Raw genomic sequence first — 16,296 nt, 5'->3', positions numbered from 1 at the left:
GCTACTCCTGCTTCTCATGAAATTCCCCTTTACTCTGCGCCGCGGCGGCCTTACAGTGGCCCTTACCGCTTCCCTGCTCACCGGCGGCCTCACGGCCTGCGTGAAAGATCTTGACCGGGAGCCGTTTTATGACTTGAACACCGGATCGGTGTATAAAGACCCGGCCAACTATATCCAGGTGCTGGCCAAGTGCTACGCCGGCTTCAACCTCTCCGGCAACTCCGGCAGCCCCGACGTGTTTGCCGGCCAGGGCAAGGACGAAGGCGAAACCTCCTACATGCGCGCCTACTGGTACCTGCAGGAACTGGTAACCGACGAAGCCGCCGTGGCCTGGAACAGCGGCCCGCTGCAGGAGCTGAACCGCACCAGCTGGACGTCCAGCAACGACCTGATCAACAACAGCTACACCCGTATTTTCTATGAGGTAGCACTTTGCAATGAGTTCATCCGGGAAACCAGCGACGAGAAGCTCAGCAGCCGGGGTATTACGGGCGCGGATGCCGAAAAAGCCCGCCTGTACCGCGCCGAAGCCCGTTTTCTGCGCGCACTGGCCTATTATCACGCCATTGATTTGTACGGCAATGTCCCCTTCGTGACCGAAGCCGACGCGCCCAGCAAGGACCTGCCCAAGCAAACCACCCGCGCGGCGTTGTTCAGCTATGTGGAATCGGAGCTGAAGGCTGTGGAGCCGCTACTGACGCCCGCCCGCCAGGGACCATATGGCCGCGCCGACCAGGGCGCCGCTCAAACGCTGCTGGCCAAGCTGTATCTGAACGCGGAAGTGTATACCGGCACTGCCCGCTACACCGACTGCCTCATCTACTGCAACAAAGTGCTGGCCGGCGGCTACCAGCTGGCCCCCGAGTACCGTCTGCTGTTCCTGGCCGATAACAACGTAACGGCTGCCTCGGAAATCATCTTTCCGATTACCTCTGACGGGCTCGTGTCGCAGGTATATGGCGGCACTACTTACCTGGTGCACGCCGCCGTGGGAGGCCAGATGCTGGCCAGCGGCTTCGGCATCAACAGCGGCTGGGCCGGTAACCGCGCCCGCAAAAACCTGCCCCTGCTGTTTCCCACGCCTGCCAGCGGCTTCGATACCCGGGCCATGTTCTTCACCAACGGTCAGACCCTGGAAATCAACGACCTGACCATTTTTACGGAAGGCTACGGCGTGACCAAGTGGCGCAACAAGACTTCCACCGGTGCCGACGGCAATGACCCGCAGCTCATTTTCGTGGATACCGACTTCCCATTGTTTCGCCTCGGCGACGTGTACCTGATGTACGCCGAAGCCGTGCTGCGCGGCGGCCAGGGCGGCAGTCCAGCCCAGGCTCTTACCTATGTGAATGCCCTGCGCGACCGGGCCTACGGCAATGCCGGCGGTACCACCGATGGCCGCATCACCGCTACTCAGCTCACCACCGATTTTGTGCTGGACGAGCGGGGCCGGGAACTGTACTGGGAAGCCTCCCGCCGCACCGACCTGGTGCGCTTCGGCAAGTTCACGAGCGGCAGCTACCTGTGGCCCTGGAAAGGCGGTGCCCGCAACGGCCAGGCCATCGACAACAAGTTCAACCTCTACCCGCTGCCTTCCACCGACATCGTGGCCAACCCCACGCTGGTGCAGAACCCCGGCTACTAACCAACCGAACCGCTTGAGGCTGGCGGGTAGCTGCAACTGCCTGCCAGCCTCACTTTCGCAGCTTTCTTACCGCAATCCCCACCATTCTCTCATCTTCCCATGAAAAAACTTTCTACTCTCATCCTGGCCACCACCCTGACGGGCACTGCACTGAGCGCCCAGGCCCAGATTACGCTCGACGGCATCATCAACGCCACCGAAATCGGGTCGGCGGCCGGGAAGTACACGTCTCTGGGGGCTTTCACGCCGGCGCACATTGGCAGCGCGGGCTTTGGCAATGCGGGCCTGCTGCGCATGTACGGGGCCAATAGTAGCACCAAGCTTTACATTGGATTGGCGGGCACCATTGAGGCGGGCGGCAACAACTTCCAGCTCTATATGGACCTCCCTAATAAATCCGGCGTACCAGTGGGCACCGCCCTGCCCAGTATTGCGGGTGCTACCACGGTATTCGGCACGTTTGCCGGCGGCAGCATCGGAGGGACTAAGCTCGAGCTGGAAGCCGACGCGGCCATTGCCACCACCGGCCGCTACGATGTGCAGGCGGCCGTGTACAGCTCGGCTACCTCGGCCGTAGCCAAGTCGTTGGGTGATGGGCTGAGCACCACACTCACCAGCAACGGCGTGGCCAGTGCCCTGCCCGCCTCCCAGACCACCGGCCTCTATAGCCTGTTTGCGGGCACCCGCGTGGCCTACCTGGCTCCTACCGGCGACATCACCACCAACCCTGGCAACGCCAACGGCGGCGGGGCCGGCTCCTACGCTCTCGAATATGAGTTCAACCGCACCTCCCTGGGCCTGCCTTCGGGCGCGTCCATCGTGAAAGTAATGGCTGCTTACGTGAGCGGCGACGCCTTCTGGTCGTCGGATGTCATTCCGGAAGTGACCGGCAACGGCAACAACAACCTGGGCTTCAACCCCGATTTCACGGCGTTGGCCGGCACCCAGGCCGCCTCGGTCAACGTCGTGGTAGTGCTTAGCAGCCGCAAGGCCGATGACGCGGTAGTGGCCATGAGCATATTCCCGAACCCCACGCAAGGCAGCTCTACCATTTCCTACCAAGTGCAGGGCGGTGCCCAGCCGGTAGCCGTGCGCGTGCTGGATCTGCTGGGCCGCGAGGTCCGGACGCTGCTGGACGACAAGCAGAGCCCTGGCTTTCATGAACTGCGCGTAGCCACCGGCGACCTGGCCGTGGGTACTTACTTGGTGAAAGTGCAGGTAGGCGACAAGCTGGCTACGCGCCGCCTGGCCGTAACCCGCTAGCTTCTCACTGCCTGCTAAGCTGGGCCGGTACCCAATGCGTGGCCCGCTTAGTAGGCAGCAAAAGCTTTGCGGCAGCTCCCTAATTAACCATACGCTCCCACCTGTCCTTTCCTTCCTACTATGCTTTTTCCTTTTACCCCGTTAAGAGCCTGGCGCATGACCGGGCTGGCAGTTGCCTTACTCGGTCTGGGAGCCACGGCCTCGGCCCAGACCCGCGTGCTGTTCGTGGGCAACAGTTTCACCCACGGCCAGTACGCGCCGGCGCTGAATTACAACGCCGCCGCTATTACGGATGTGAACTACGGATTACCCGCTACCAACCCCCGCGCCCACGATGCGGGCATGCAGGCGGCTTTCGGCGGCGTACCGGGCATTTTCAAGAAATTCACAACCCAGGCCGGGCTCAACTACGACGTGCATATTGAGGCCGTGAGCGGCAAGTCACTGGAGTTTCATCACACCAGCGCCCTCTCGGTTATTGCGCAGCCGGGCTGGGACAAGGTAGTCCTACAGGAACAAAGCACCCGCCCCACCCCCACAAACCGCGGAGGCAACCGGCAGCTATTCTACACTTACTCCACGCTGCTGGAGCAGGCCATCCACGGGGCTAGCCCCACCGCGCAGGTGTACCTCTACGGTACTTGGGCCCGCCCCGACTTTACTTACCCGGCCGGCAGCCGCTACGCCGGCCTGCCCATCGACTCGATGGCCCAGGACCTGCGTAAAAGCTACCAGCAGGCGTTTATCACCAACGGCCGCTATGCCGCCGTGGCCCCAGTGGGCGACGCTTGGCTGCGCGCCATCACGGCGGATGTGGCTACGCGCAACTCCTACACCCCCGACCCCAGCAAAATCAACCTGTGGGCCTCCGACCAGGTGCACGCCAGCAAATGGGGAAGTTACCTCAGCGCGCTGGTGCTCTTCTACCAGCTCACCAACGTGGACCCGCGCACGTTAGGAGCCAGCGAGCAGGCAGCTACCGACCTCGGCATTACGCCGGCCCATGCCGTGGCATTGCAGCAGATAGCCTATCAACAGGTGACCTCGCCCACTACGGCTACGACTAAGCCAGCTGCCGCGCCTGACGTAGCAGTATTCCCTAACCCCGCCACCAACCAACTCACAGTGCAGTTGAGCGGGCTGACCAGTCCGGTTGGCACCGTGCGAGCTACTCTGCTCAATATGCTGGGCCAGGTAATAACCGAGCAAAACGGTTCCGGCAGCACGCTCAAGGTGGGGCTGGCCGGCGTGGCCCCGGGTGTATACCTGCTGCGCCTGCAAACTGCCGCCGGCATAAGCAGCCGCCGGATAGAAGTGCAGCGGTAACCCGGCAGCAGAAGTACTGCTGAACAGATTTTTGAATGAACAAACAAAGTAGAGACGCCGCAGGAAAAGGCTAATGGTTGAGCGGCGGGAGTCGCATCACGTTACGCAGCCTCCACTTCCTCCGTCACGGTGAGTCAGCGCCTGTTGCGTCTCTTCTTCGTTCCGATTGTATGAAGCAAACCGTTTTTTCTTCCTTAGTGGCTGCGCTGTTCTCGCTGGGCAACCTTGAGTCCGCTACTGCCCAACCCTCGTCGGCTCCTGCCGCGGCCTACCACGACCCCAAACAGTACGGTAAGCCGTTTGCCGGGGTGCCCGATGGCCAGAATGCCACCATCTACCAGGTGAACATGCGGGGCTTCAGCCAGCAGGGCACCTTTAAGGCGGTGACGGCCCGGCTGGATTCCATTAAGGCACTAGGGGTGAATGTAGTGTACCTGATGCCCATTTTCCCCATCGGCAAGCTAAAGGCGGTGGATTCGCCTTTCGCGGTGCAGAACTATACGGCCGTGAACCCGGAGTTTGGCACCCTCACCGATCTGCGGGAGCTGGTGGACGGCGCGCACCAGCGCGGCTTGGCCGTAATGCTAGATTGGGTGGGCAACCATACCAGCTTCGACCATGCCTGGGTAACCCAGCACCCCGACTGGTACGTGCGCGACGCCAACGGCAACCTCACCAACCCAATACCGGAGTGGAAAGACATCGTGCAGCTTGATTTTCAGAATGCCCAGCTGCGCACCGCCATGATCCAGTCTCTGCGCTACTGGGTGTTGCAAGCCAATATTGACGGCTACCGCTTCGACTACGCCGATGGTCCCACACAGGCATTTTTCACCGAAGCCTTGGCCAACCTGCGCAGCATTCCGAAACACAAACTACTGCTGCTGGCCGAGGGCGACAAGAAGAAATACTACCTACAAAATGGTTTCGACCTGTGCTACGATTTCGGGTTTATGAACGTGCTGAAGGGAGACATCTTCTCCAAGGGCCGTAGCGTGAAGCTCATCGACTCAGTAAATACGGCTAACTACCGCAACGCCCCGGTCAACGCCCGCATGGTGCGCTATACCTCTAACCACGACATTAACGCCTGGGACGGTACGCCGCAGCAGCTGTTTGGCGGCCAGCGGGGTGCTATGGCCGCCTTTGTGGTGGCCGCTTACATGCATGCCGTGCCCATGGTTTACAACGGCCAGGAAGTGGGCTATAATCAGCGGGTGCCGTTTATGGGGCCACGCCGGCCCATCGACTGGACGCCCAACCCGGCCCTGACCCGGGAATACAAGCAGCTGATCCAGCTGCGCAACGGCAACGAAGCCATTCGCAACGGCCAGTTGACCTCCTACAGCACCGACGATGTGTGCGCCTTCACCAAAACCAGTGGTCCGGAAAAGGTATTGACATTGGTGAACCTTCGCAACGTAGCGGTGAGTTACCCAGTGCCGGGCGCGCTGAACCGTACTACCTGGAAAAATGCCCTGGACGGGCAAACCACGCCGGTGCAGGGTACCGTGTCGCTGCAGCCCTACCAGTACCTGATTTTGCAAACCCAACCCGGGAAGTCCGGCCGCTAACCAACCACAGCGGCTCCACCCCCGATATTTACCTGAATGAAGAACTCGTTAATAGTCGTGTTGCTGCTGGCAACAGGCTTACCCGCCACCGCCCAGAACACAGCTCCGCTTACCGCCCGTCTCGATAAAGTCAGCCTGACGTTTGCCCTCAGTCCCAACGGCCAGCCTACGTACACGGTGCAGTTCGGCCCGAAATCCGTCATCAAATCCTCCCGACTGGGCCTCACGCTGGCGGATGGCAAGGGCTTCGATGGGCCGCTGGAAGTAACCGGCTCCGAAACCAAGGACGTGGATGAGAGCTGGAACCCGGTGTGGGGCGAGGTAAAAACCATCCGCAACCACTACCAGCAACTGACGGTGCACCTGCACCAGCCCCAGGCCCCCGGCCGCCGCCTCAATGTAGTGTTCCGAGTATTTTCCGATGGCGTGGGCTTCCGCTACGAGGTGCCCCAGCAGCCCGGCCTGAGCTACTTCACGGTGCAGGAGGAACTGACCGAGTTTAACCTGCCCGCTAACCATAAGGCCTTCTGGATTCCCGGCGACTACGACTCCAACGAGTACAGCTACAGCACCACGCGCCTGAGTGAGGTCAACACCACGCCTATCGAGGCCATTCAGCAGAAAGCTGCCCCGAACCGGATTCAAACCCCGCTGATGCTGAAATCGGACGACGGGCTGTATGTAAACATCCACGAGGCGGCGCTGGTGAACTACCCGGCCATGTTCCTGAACGTGGATACCAAAACCTACGGGCTGCGCAGCCAGCTGGTGCCCGATGCTACCGGCGCCAAAGCCTACCTGCAGGCCCCCGAGCACACACCCTGGCGCACTATTGTGGTATCGGACAAGGCGCCCGAGGTGCTGGCCAGCAAGCTGATTCTTAACCTGAACGAGCCTACCAAGTTCCCGACCACCGACTGGATCAAGCCCCAGAAGTTTGTGGGCGTATGGTGGGAAATGCACGTCAACAAAGCCAGTTGGAACTACGCTGACACCAGCAACATCAAGCTGGCCGGCACCGATTGGAACCGCCTCAAACCCAACGGTCGCCATGGCGCCAACACCGCCAACGTGAAGCGCTACATTGACTTTGCTGCCCAGCATGGCCTGCAGAGCGTGCTGGTTGAAGGCTGGAACGTGGGCTGGGAAGACTGGGCCAATAACTGGAAGGAAGAGGTGTTCGACTTCGTGACGCCCTACCCCGATTTCAACGTAACGGAGCTGCAGCAGTACGCAGCCGCCAAAGGCGTGCAGTTGATGATGCACCACGAAACATCCGGCTCTGTGACCAACTACGAGCGGCGCCAGGATGCCGCCTACCGCTTCATGAAGGAGCACAACTACGCGGCCGTAAAAACCGGCTACGTGGGCCGCATCATTCCGCGTGGGGAGCACCACGACGGCCAGTGGATGGTAAACCACTTCAACCACACGGCCGCCCTGCTCGGCCAGAACCAATTGATGGTGGATATGCATGAGTCGGTGCGACCCACCGGCTTGCACCGCACCTACCCTAACTGGCTGGCTTCGGAAGCGGCCCGGGGTAATGAGTTCAACGCCTGGAGTACCGGCAACCTGCCCGAGCACGAAACCATTCTGCCCTTTACCCGCCTCATGGGCGGCCCCATGGACTACACGCCCGGCATCTTCCAGATTAAGCTGGAGAGTTGGAACCCCGCCCAGAACAAGGGCCGGCAGGTGCATACCACGCTGGTCAAACAGCTGGCGCTCTACGTGACGATGTACAGCCCCGTGCAAATGGCCGCCGATCTGCCCGAAGCCTATGAGCAACACCTCGACGCTTTCCAGTTTATCAAGGACGTAGCTGTAGACTGGGATGACACCCGCATTTTACTGGCCGAGCCCGGCGAGTTTATTACAACGGCCCGTAAAGCTAAAGGCAAGGAGGAGTGGTACATAGGCAGCATCACCGACGAAAACCCGCGTCAGCAGGTCGTAAAGCTCGATTTCCTCACGCCCGGCCAGCAGTACGAAGCTACCATCTACGCCGATGGCAAAGGTGCCAGCTGGAATAAAAACCCGCAGGCCTACCAGATCCGCAAGCAGAAAGTCAACAGCAAATCGGTACTGAAGCTGCAGTTGGCTGCCGGAGGTGGCGCCGCCATCAGCCTTAAGCCAGCAGGCAAGTAAGCCCAATGTAGTGAACATGCGCATGGGGTGGCCCTGCTGCATTTCCGAAGGGTCTACCCACCCATTCTCACCGTAACCCATTTTCTTCCCACAATGTCTTTACTTCAAACTGCGTATAAAAACAGCTTGGTCCTCGTGGTAGCGGCCAGCCTACTAGGTTCCTGTAAACCGGATACCCCGGTAGCTCCCACACCTACTCCGGACCCGCCGACCACTAACCCCACCCCACCCCAGTACGGCACCCCGTTCACGGGCGTCCCCAACCGCGAGGATGCGGTGATGTACCAAGTGAACATGCGCGCCTTCAGCCAGAGCGGTAACTTTGCGGGCGTCACGGCCCGGCTGGATTCCATCCGGGACCTGGGTGTGAACGTGCTGTATCTGATGCCGATTTACCCCATTGGCACCGATAGCAAATCGGTTAATTCGCCCTATGCCGTAAAGGATTACCGCTCCGTTAACTCCGAGTTTGGCTCCCTGACTGACCTGCGCGCGCTGGTTGATGGCGCGCACCAGCGCAATATGGCCGTGATGCTGGACTGGGTGGCCAACCACACCAGTTGGGACAACCCATGGATTACCCAACACCCTGATTGGTACCAGAAAAACGCGGCCGGCGCCATCATGCCCGTCTCCAACAATGGCACCACCTACAACGATGTGGCACAGCTCAATTTCGGCAACGCGGCTATGCGTATGGAAATGATTTCGGCCTTGAAGTCGTGGGTGTACACGGCCAACGTGGATGGATTCCGCTTTGACTATGCCGACTTCCAGCCCAACGACTTCTGGAAGCAGGCTTCCGACACACTGCGCAACATCAAAACCCACAAGTTGCTGCTGTTGGCGGAGGGTACCCGCGCCGCCAACTTCACTTCCGGCTTCGATTACAACTTCGGCTTCAACTTCTACGGCGGCATCTATCAGGTATACCGCAACGGAGTCGCCGCTACCACCTTCGATGCACTGAACGCCAGCGAGTATACTGGGGCTACAGGCACCCAGCAAGTCGTACGCTACATCACCAATCACGACGTAAATGGCTCCGATGGCACACCAGTAGCGCTGTTCGGAGGCAAAGCCGGGGCCATGTCGGCCTTTGTAATCACGGCACTTTACAAGGGCGTTCCTATGATTTACAACGGGCAGGAAGCCGGCATGAGCCAAGCTATTCCTTTTCCTTTCACCTCGGTGAAAGTGGCCTGGGGCCAGAACCCTGATGTAAAGCGCGCCTATAAACAGTTATTGGCAGCCCGCGCAGCCAGCGCGGCCCTGCGCATCGGCACCCCCACTGCCTACAGCACCGCCAGCGTATGTGCCTTTACCAAAACCGCTGGTTCCGAACAGGCATTCGTGCTGGTGAACGTACGCAACTCTGCCCAAACCTATACCGTCCCCACCACGCTGGCCAACACCACTTGGACCAACGCTCTTCAGGGCGGATCCGTGGCGGTAGGCACCCAGGTTTCATTACCGGCATATGGTTATCTGATACTGAAGAAGTAATGGCCCCAACTCGTTACCTAGGCTACTTTCAGCACTCACCAGAGTGGACAGTTTGTTAGTTCACTGGTGCTGTAGCTACTGGCTACGCTGACCTGAGGGTACAGTACACTGCAGGTTCCCCAACTAGGTCACAAATACACTAGCCATATACGCCTCAAAGGGTAATCGTATAGACACAACTTTCTGGTCACATTACTGTCAAATAAAGCAAGGGGCACTTACAGAAATTGTAAGTGCCCCTTGCTTTATTTGACAGTAGCCCAAGCTGGACTGTTTAGAAAGTTCACATTCATTAATAGATAGGCCCTTCATCTATTGCGCTATGGTAACCCATCGTGTAGCTCTAACCAGACACCTTATGCAACTCAAACCGATAGTTATCTAATAGAGTTTATACCGACTAACGGGGTATCGTTGACCTTTGCCACATGACCTATGACGCTGTTGTGGCCCGCAAAGGTCACCTGCAAGCCATAATGGACCTGTCCAAAAGCGCATTACGGCTTGCAGTTGCACACCGTGTTTGCCGTCGTGGTCGAGCATGCCCGCCGCTACTATACGTTGCAGGCCACCATGCGCCAGCGGGCCTTCCGGGCGCTGCCGCGCGACAGCGCGTTTGCTGCCACTGAGGACTTGGTGCTGGCGCGCTCAGCCACCTGAAAATCAACCAACTGCAAGCCGCGCACGCGGCCAGCTTCGGCCTCACGCAGCCCCAGACCAACGCCTTGCTGCACCGGAGCCTACCCTAGCTGCGCGAGGCCCTGGCCCAGCTGGGCGAGTTGGCCACCCTCTGGACCAAGGCCTGCTAACCCGCCACACGTGCTGCTCTATGCTACCGAGCGGCCTATGTTGCGTAGCACTGATACCGACACACAACGAGCCCACTACTTGGGTAAAAAAAGATACACTGCATAGAACGATCATTTTTTACTCCCCAACAAGCATACCTTATTTCTGAGCGCTACCTGTACTGGCAGCGCGCACGACAAAGCCATTTGTAACGAGGAGGCATACGCATTTCCTGAAGGCATCGTGCTGGACCAGCACGCCGACTACCAAGGCCATCAGCCCGCTGCCGTGCACGTGCGCCAGCCCGCCAAGGAGCTCCGGGGCCAAGAGCGAGCAGCCGAGCAAAAAACGCAGATAAATAAGCCAGCCACTAACGCGTGGTGGTGGAGCACACTATTCGCCTGTGCAACCGCTGGCAGGTAGTGCGGGAGACATTTCGCGGCCGGGTCGAGAATAAATGCGCGATACCGTGATACTGTTCTGCTGTGGATTGCACAATCTATTACTCACCCAAAATCAATTTCTAACCCACTGATCGATATAAGCTCTAATTATTTCCTTCTTCGTGAGGGATTGATAATCTTTCTATAGTCCCGGGTCTTGGCAGCTTGCTTGGGACAACGGGCCTGCGGAGCGCGGGCTGGGGGGGTGGCTATAAACGCAAACTGCCTCGCGCATTCCGGTGAGGGAACGCTGCGAGGCAGTTTGGATGATAAGGTTGGCGGCGACCGACTCTCCCGCCGGTGAAGGCAGTACCATAGGCGCTCCGGGGCTTAACGACTCTGTTCGGAATGGGAAGAGGTGAACACCCGGGCTAAAGCCACCATTATCAAGTCAGCCCGGCCCGGGTGCGTGTTCGCACACCCGGCGGCTGTCGTATTCGACATAGAGGCAGAGTCTAAGAAAAAGAAAGGAGGTAGCTGCTGGCTACAGAAGTGTTCGAGCACTTAGTACCCCTCGGCTATGCCATTTCTGACTGTACACCTAGGGCCTATCAACGTCATCGTCTCTGACGGCTCTTATTATCGGATATCTCATCTTCAGGTGAGTTTCGCACTTAGATGCTTTCAGCGCTTATCTCATCCCAGCGTCGCTACCCGGCACTGCAACTGGCGTCACAACCGGTACACGAGCGGCTGGTCCAACTCGGTCCTCTCGTACTAAAGTCAGGTCCTGTCAAATATCCTACGCCCACCACAGATAGGGACCGAACTGTCTCACGACGTTCTGAACCCAGCTCGCGTGCCACTTTAATCGGCGAACAGCCGAACCCTTGGGACCTTCTCCAGCCCCAGGACGTGACGAGCCGACATCGAGGTGCCAAACCTCCCCGTCGATATGAGCTCTTGGGGGAGATCAGCCTGTTATCCCCGGCGTACCTTTTATCCTTTGAGCGATGGCCCTTCCATGCGGAACCACCGGATCACTATATCCGTCTTTCGACCCTGCTCGGCTTGTAGGCCTCACAGTCAAGCCTGCTTCTGCTATTGCGCTCTACATCCGGTTACCAAGCGGATTGAGCAGACCTTTGAAAGCCTCCGATACTTTTTTGGAGGCGACCACCCCAGTCAAACTACCCAGCAGACACTGTCTCCGTTTTCCAGATTAGGTGCCAAACAACACAAGGGTGGTATTTCAACGTTGACTCCCCAAGACCTGGCGGCCCTGGCTCATAGTCTCCCACCTATCCTACACATGTGTTGTCCAGCAGCAATGTCAACCTATAGTAAAGGTGCACGGGGTCTTTCCGTCCCGTGGCGGGTACTCGGCATCTTCACCGAGACTACAATTTCACCGAGCTCACGGCTGAGACAGCGCCCAGATCGTTACACCATTCGTGCAGGTCGGAACTTACCCGACAAGGAATTTCGCTACCTTAGGACCGTTATAGTTACGGCCGCCGTTTACCGGGGCTTCGATTCAAACCTTCGCTTGCGCTAAGTTCCCCTCTTAACCTTCCGGCACCGGGCAGGTGTCAGGCCTTATACTTCCGCTTACGCGTTCGCAAAGCCATGTGTTTTTGTTAAACAGTCGCCTGGGCCTTTTCACTGCGGCTTCTCATATTGCTACGAGGAAGCGTCCCTTCTCCCGAAGTTACAGGACCATTTTGCCGAGTTCCTTGGCCGTGATTCACTCGAGCCCCTCAGGATACTCTCCTTGACTACCTGTGTCGGTTTGCGGTACGGGTTATTCTTCAGTAAACGCTTAGCAGGTTTTCTTGGCAGTCTGATTAGGTACACTATCCCATTGGCCGAGGCCGCTAGGTACTATCAGGTTTCAGCAAAATCGGCGTACTTGACTACCAACTCTATACCTACACCCTTTAACGAGCACTTCCGTCCGCTCGCGGTACTTTCACTTCTGCGTCACTGCATCACTCCAAAGAATAAGTGCTGGAATATCAACCAGCTGTCCATCGACGTAGCCTCTCGGCGTAGCCTTAGGTCCCGACTAACCCTGCTCCGATTAGCGTTGAGCAGGAAACCTTAGTCTATCGGGGAGGGGGTTTCTCACCCCCTTTATCGTTACTCATGCCTACATTTGCTTTTCTAGCCGCTCCAGCTCGCCTGACGACGCACCTTCACCGCTGACTAGAATGCTCCCCTACCACTTACGCATAGCGTAAATCCATCGCTTCGGTACCGGACTTGATGCCCGTGTATTATCGATGCCCTCTCGCTCGACCAGTGAGCTGTTACGCACTCTTTAAAGGAATGGCTGCTTCCAAGCCAACCTCCTGGCTGTCAAAGCAAGTGGACCTCCTTTGTTCAACTTAGTCCGAATTTAGGGACCTTAGCGGATGGTCTGGGTTCTTTCCCTCTCGGCATGGGACCTTAGCACCCCACGCCTCACTGCCGGCTATATTACTGGGCATTCGGAGTTCATCAGGATTCGGTAGGCTATGACACCCCCTAGTCCTATTGGTAGCTCTACCTCCCAGTAACTCAACGCCGACGCTGTACCTAAATACATTTCGGGGAGTACGAGCTATTTCTCAGTTTGATTGGCCTTTCACCCCTACCCTCAGGTCATCCAAATCCTTTTCAACGGAAACTGGTTCGGTCCTCCAGTTGGTGTTACCCAACCTTCAACCTGCCCAAGGGTAGATCACAAAGTTTCGCGTCTACCCCCTCTGACTCTGCGCCCTATTCAGACTCGCTTTCGCTGCGGCTCCGTGCTTTCAAGCACTTAACCTTGCCAGAGAGGAGTAACTCGTAGGCTCATTATGCAAAAGGCACGCTATCACCCCACTAAAAGGCTCTAACTGCTTGTAAGCACACGGTTTCAGGTTCTTTTCACTCCGGTATTCCCGGTTCTTTTCACCTTTCCCTCACGGTACTAGTTCACTATCGGTCTCTCAGGAGTATGTAGCCTTAGCGGATGGTGCCGCTGGATTCAGACGGGGTTTCTCCGGCCCCGCCCTACTCAGGAATCCTCTACCGTACTTAATCAGTTCGCCTACGGGATTCTCACCCTCTCTGATCGACTTTCCCACGTCGTTCGGCTAAGATTAAATAATCAGATGTTGAGGTCCTACAACCCCGGACTGGCCGTAACCAACCCGGTTTGGGCTCCTCCCCGTTCGCTCGCCACTACTGGGGGAATCATATGTTATTTTCTTTTCCTCCGGGTACTTAGATGTTTCAGTTCCCCGGGTTTGCCTCTGTCCTCTAAAAGAGCACAGATCCTTGGTCTTCAACCAAGGGGGTTGCCCCATTCGGATATCTACGGATCACCTGGTATGTGCCCATCCCCGTAGCTTTTCGCAGCTTATCACGTCCTTCATCGCCTCTGAGAGCCTAGGCATCCCCCGTGTGCCCTTGTCTACTTCTCGTAGAGGTGCAGTCCGTAGACTACACCGGCTCGGGTGACCAACCATAGGTTAATCACGCGTTTGTTCTCTTCTTTTTCTTAAACTCTGTTTTCCTCTATGTCAAAGAACGTATGCAACCCCAATTGGGCTACAGTGAGAATGATGGAAAAGACGTATTCGGTAAGGAATACAGATTTTAACGAAATCGTGGGAGGAGAGCCCCAACTTGTCAACCGAGTCGAACAAGCTCCAGAAAGGAGGTGATCCAGCCGCACCTTCCGGTACGGCTACCTTGTTACGACTTAGCCCCAGTTACCTGTTCTACCCTAACTGGCTTCGTTGCGGAGCACCAGCTTCAGGTCTACCAGACTTCCATGGCTTGACGGGCGGTGTGTACAAGGCCCGGGAACGTATTCACCGCGTCATTGCTGATACGCGATTACTAGTGATTCCAGCTTCACGAAGTCGAGTTGCAGACTTCGATCCGAACTGAGAACGGCTTTGTGAGATTGGCATCACATCACTGTGTAGCGACCCTCTGTACCGTCCATTGTAGCACGTGTGTAGCCCTAGGCGTAAGGGCCATGATGACCTGACGTCGTCCCCGCCTTCCTCACTGCTTGCGCAGGCAGTCCATCTAGAGTCCCCAGCTTAACCTGATGGCAACTAAATGTAGGGGTTGCGCTCGTTGCGGGACTTAACCCAACACCTCACGGCACGAGCTGACGACGGCCATGCAGCACCTTGCTTTGTGTCCCGAAGGAAAAGTTCATCTCTGAACCGGTCACGCGCATTCTAGCCTAGGTAAGGTTCCTCGCGTATCATCGAATTAAACCACATGCTCCACCACTTGTGCGGGCCCCCGTCAATTCCTTTGAGTTTCACTCTTGCGAGCGTACTCCCCAGGTGGGATACTTACCGCTTTCGCTAAGCCAGTGACTGTCTATCGCCACCAGCGAGTATCCATCGTTTACGGCGTGGACTACCAGGGTATCTAATCCTGTTCGCTCCCCACGCTTTCGTGCCTCAGCGTCAGTACCAGCCTAGTCAGCTGCCTACGCAATCGGGGTTCTGGAAGGTATCTATGCATTTCACCGCTACACCTTCCATTCCGCCAACCTCGTCTGGACTCAAGCCCGCCAGTATCCAGGGCAGTTCCACAGTTGAGCTGTGGGCTTTCACCCCGGACTTAACGGGCCGCCTACGCACCCTTTAAACCCAATAAATCCGGACAACGCTTGCACCCTCCGTATTACCGCGGCTGCTGGCACGGAGTTAGCCGGTGCTTATTCCTCAGGTACCGTCAGTTTAGGACGCATCCTCTTTTTCTTCCCTGAGAAAAGCCGTTTACAACCCAGAAGGCCTTCATCCGGCACGCGGCATGGCTGGGTCAGGCTCTCGCCCATTGCCCAATATTCCCTACTGCTGCCTCCCGTAGGAGTCTGGCCCGTATCTCAGTGCCAGTGTGGGGGATCACCCTCTCAGGTCCCCTAGACATCGTCGCCTTGGTGGGCCGTTACCCCGCCAACTAGCTAATGTCACGCAACCCCATCCTTGACCAATAAATCTTTACCAATTGTGTGATGCCACACTGTTGGTTTATGCGGTATTAATCCGCCTTTCGGCGGGCTATCCCCCAGTCAAGGGCAGGTTGGTTACGCGTTACGCACCCGTGCGCCACTAGTGTATTGCTACACCCGTTCGACTTGCATGTATTAGGCCTGCCGCTAGCGTTCATCCTGAGCCAGGATCAAACTCTCCATTGTAAGAAATTCTCTTCACCAGTTCGAAAACTGGCTGATGTCAAGTGCTGATCCGACCCGGTATATTTGACGAGCTGTTTGTGGGCTCATCCCATGATTCGCTTGAAAACCTGTAATCTCAACTTCTTCCCTGATTGCTCAGAAGCGAAGTTGCTTACCGTTTTTGTCTTTTCCAGTCATTCAAAGAACGTGTGCAGCGCCCCGTTGGACCCTACCGTGTGCCGCTCGTAAGCGGCGAAGTATTCGTGTTGTAAGCCCCTTCCGATCGAAGCGGGTTGCAAAGGTAAGCAGCTTTTTTCATCCTGCAAGCCTTTTCCGAAAAACTTTTTTCGAGGCGTGATTCGAAAGTGATTCGTTTTTCAGCAGCAGCTTCCGGTTGAAGCGGGGTGCAAAGGTAAGTGAGCTTTTTGCTTTTTTCCAAGAACCCGAACGAAAAAAGTTTTTAGCCTTTTCTTCGTTTCCGAT

The 16,296-nt window shown here is 57.2% G+C and carries 7 protein-coding genes and 3 rRNA genes; 7 read left to right on the top strand and 3 right to left on the bottom strand.

Annotated features, from left to right (window positions below; translation table 11 throughout):
* The first annotated feature begins 16 nt into the window (after window positions 1-16).
* The 7 genes from HSW_RS03715 (at window position 17) to HSW_RS24070 (ending at window position 10,125) form a co-directional block, all read left to right on the top strand.
* On the top strand, window positions 17-1,645 hold the full coding sequence (locus HSW_RS03715; RefSeq protein WP_081768242.1) for a RagB/SusD family nutrient uptake outer membrane protein: 1,629 nt from the start codon (window positions 17-19) through the stop codon (window positions 1,643-1,645).
* Window positions 1,646-1,744: 99 nt separating this feature from the next.
* Window positions 1,745-2,908: a T9SS type A sorting domain-containing protein gene (locus tag HSW_RS03710; RefSeq protein WP_044000880.1), complete on the top strand. Its 1,164-nt coding sequence runs from the start codon at window positions 1,745-1,747 to the stop codon at window positions 2,906-2,908.
* A 120-nt stretch (window positions 2,909-3,028) separates the two neighbouring features.
* The gene (locus tag HSW_RS03705) at window positions 3,029-4,234 is read left to right on the top strand and encodes a T9SS type A sorting domain-containing protein (protein ID WP_081768241.1); all 1,206 of its coding nucleotides are present in this window, start codon (window positions 3,029-3,031) and stop codon (window positions 4,232-4,234) included.
* A gap of 170 nt (window positions 4,235-4,404) precedes the next feature.
* Entirely contained in the window at window positions 4,405-5,808 is a 1,404-nt protein-coding gene (locus HSW_RS03700; protein ID WP_044000879.1) for an alpha-amylase family glycosyl hydrolase, read from the top strand.
* A 36-nt stretch (window positions 5,809-5,844) separates the two neighbouring features.
* On the top strand, window positions 5,845-7,959 hold the full coding sequence (locus HSW_RS03695; RefSeq protein ID WP_044000878.1) for a glycoside hydrolase family 97 protein: 2,115 nt from the start codon (window positions 5,845-5,847) through the stop codon (window positions 7,957-7,959).
* A 93-nt stretch (window positions 7,960-8,052) separates the two neighbouring features.
* Complete coding sequence (locus HSW_RS03690; protein WP_044000877.1) at window positions 8,053-9,465, top strand: alpha-amylase family glycosyl hydrolase; 1,413 nt, start codon at window positions 8,053-8,055, stop codon at window positions 9,463-9,465.
* A 504-nt stretch (window positions 9,466-9,969) separates the two neighbouring features.
* Window positions 9,970-10,125 carry a hypothetical protein gene (locus HSW_RS24070; RefSeq protein WP_155832807.1) on the top strand — a complete coding sequence of 52 codons (156 nt, stop codon included), beginning with the start codon at window positions 9,970-9,972 and terminating at the stop codon, window positions 10,123-10,125.
* An 845-nt stretch (window positions 10,126-10,970) separates the two neighbouring features.
* Here HSW_RS24070 and rrf read toward each other — a convergent pair.
* The 3 genes from rrf to HSW_RS03675 all read right to left on the bottom strand — a co-directional run bounded on the left by rrf (window position 10,971) and on the right by HSW_RS03675 (window position 15,834).
* Window positions 10,971-11,082, bottom strand: a 5S ribosomal RNA gene (rrf, locus tag HSW_RS03685).
* 100 nt (window positions 11,083-11,182) lie between these two features.
* Window positions 11,183-14,089: ribosomal RNA gene (locus tag HSW_RS03680) — 23S ribosomal RNA — on the bottom strand.
* A gap of 232 nt (window positions 14,090-14,321) precedes the next feature.
* A 16S ribosomal RNA gene (locus HSW_RS03675) occupies window positions 14,322-15,834 on the bottom strand.
* The 16S, 23S and 5S rRNA genes sit together here, the layout of an rRNA operon.
* Between the last annotated feature and the right edge of the window lie 462 nt (window positions 15,835-16,296).

This window comes from Hymenobacter swuensis DY53 (assembly GCF_000576555.1).
Taxonomy (GTDB): Bacteria; Bacteroidota; Bacteroidia; order Cytophagales; family Hymenobacteraceae; genus Hymenobacter; species Hymenobacter swuensis.
The sequence above is the reverse complement of the archived record's forward strand: the minus strand, read 5'-3'. Positions and strand labels throughout refer to the sequence as shown.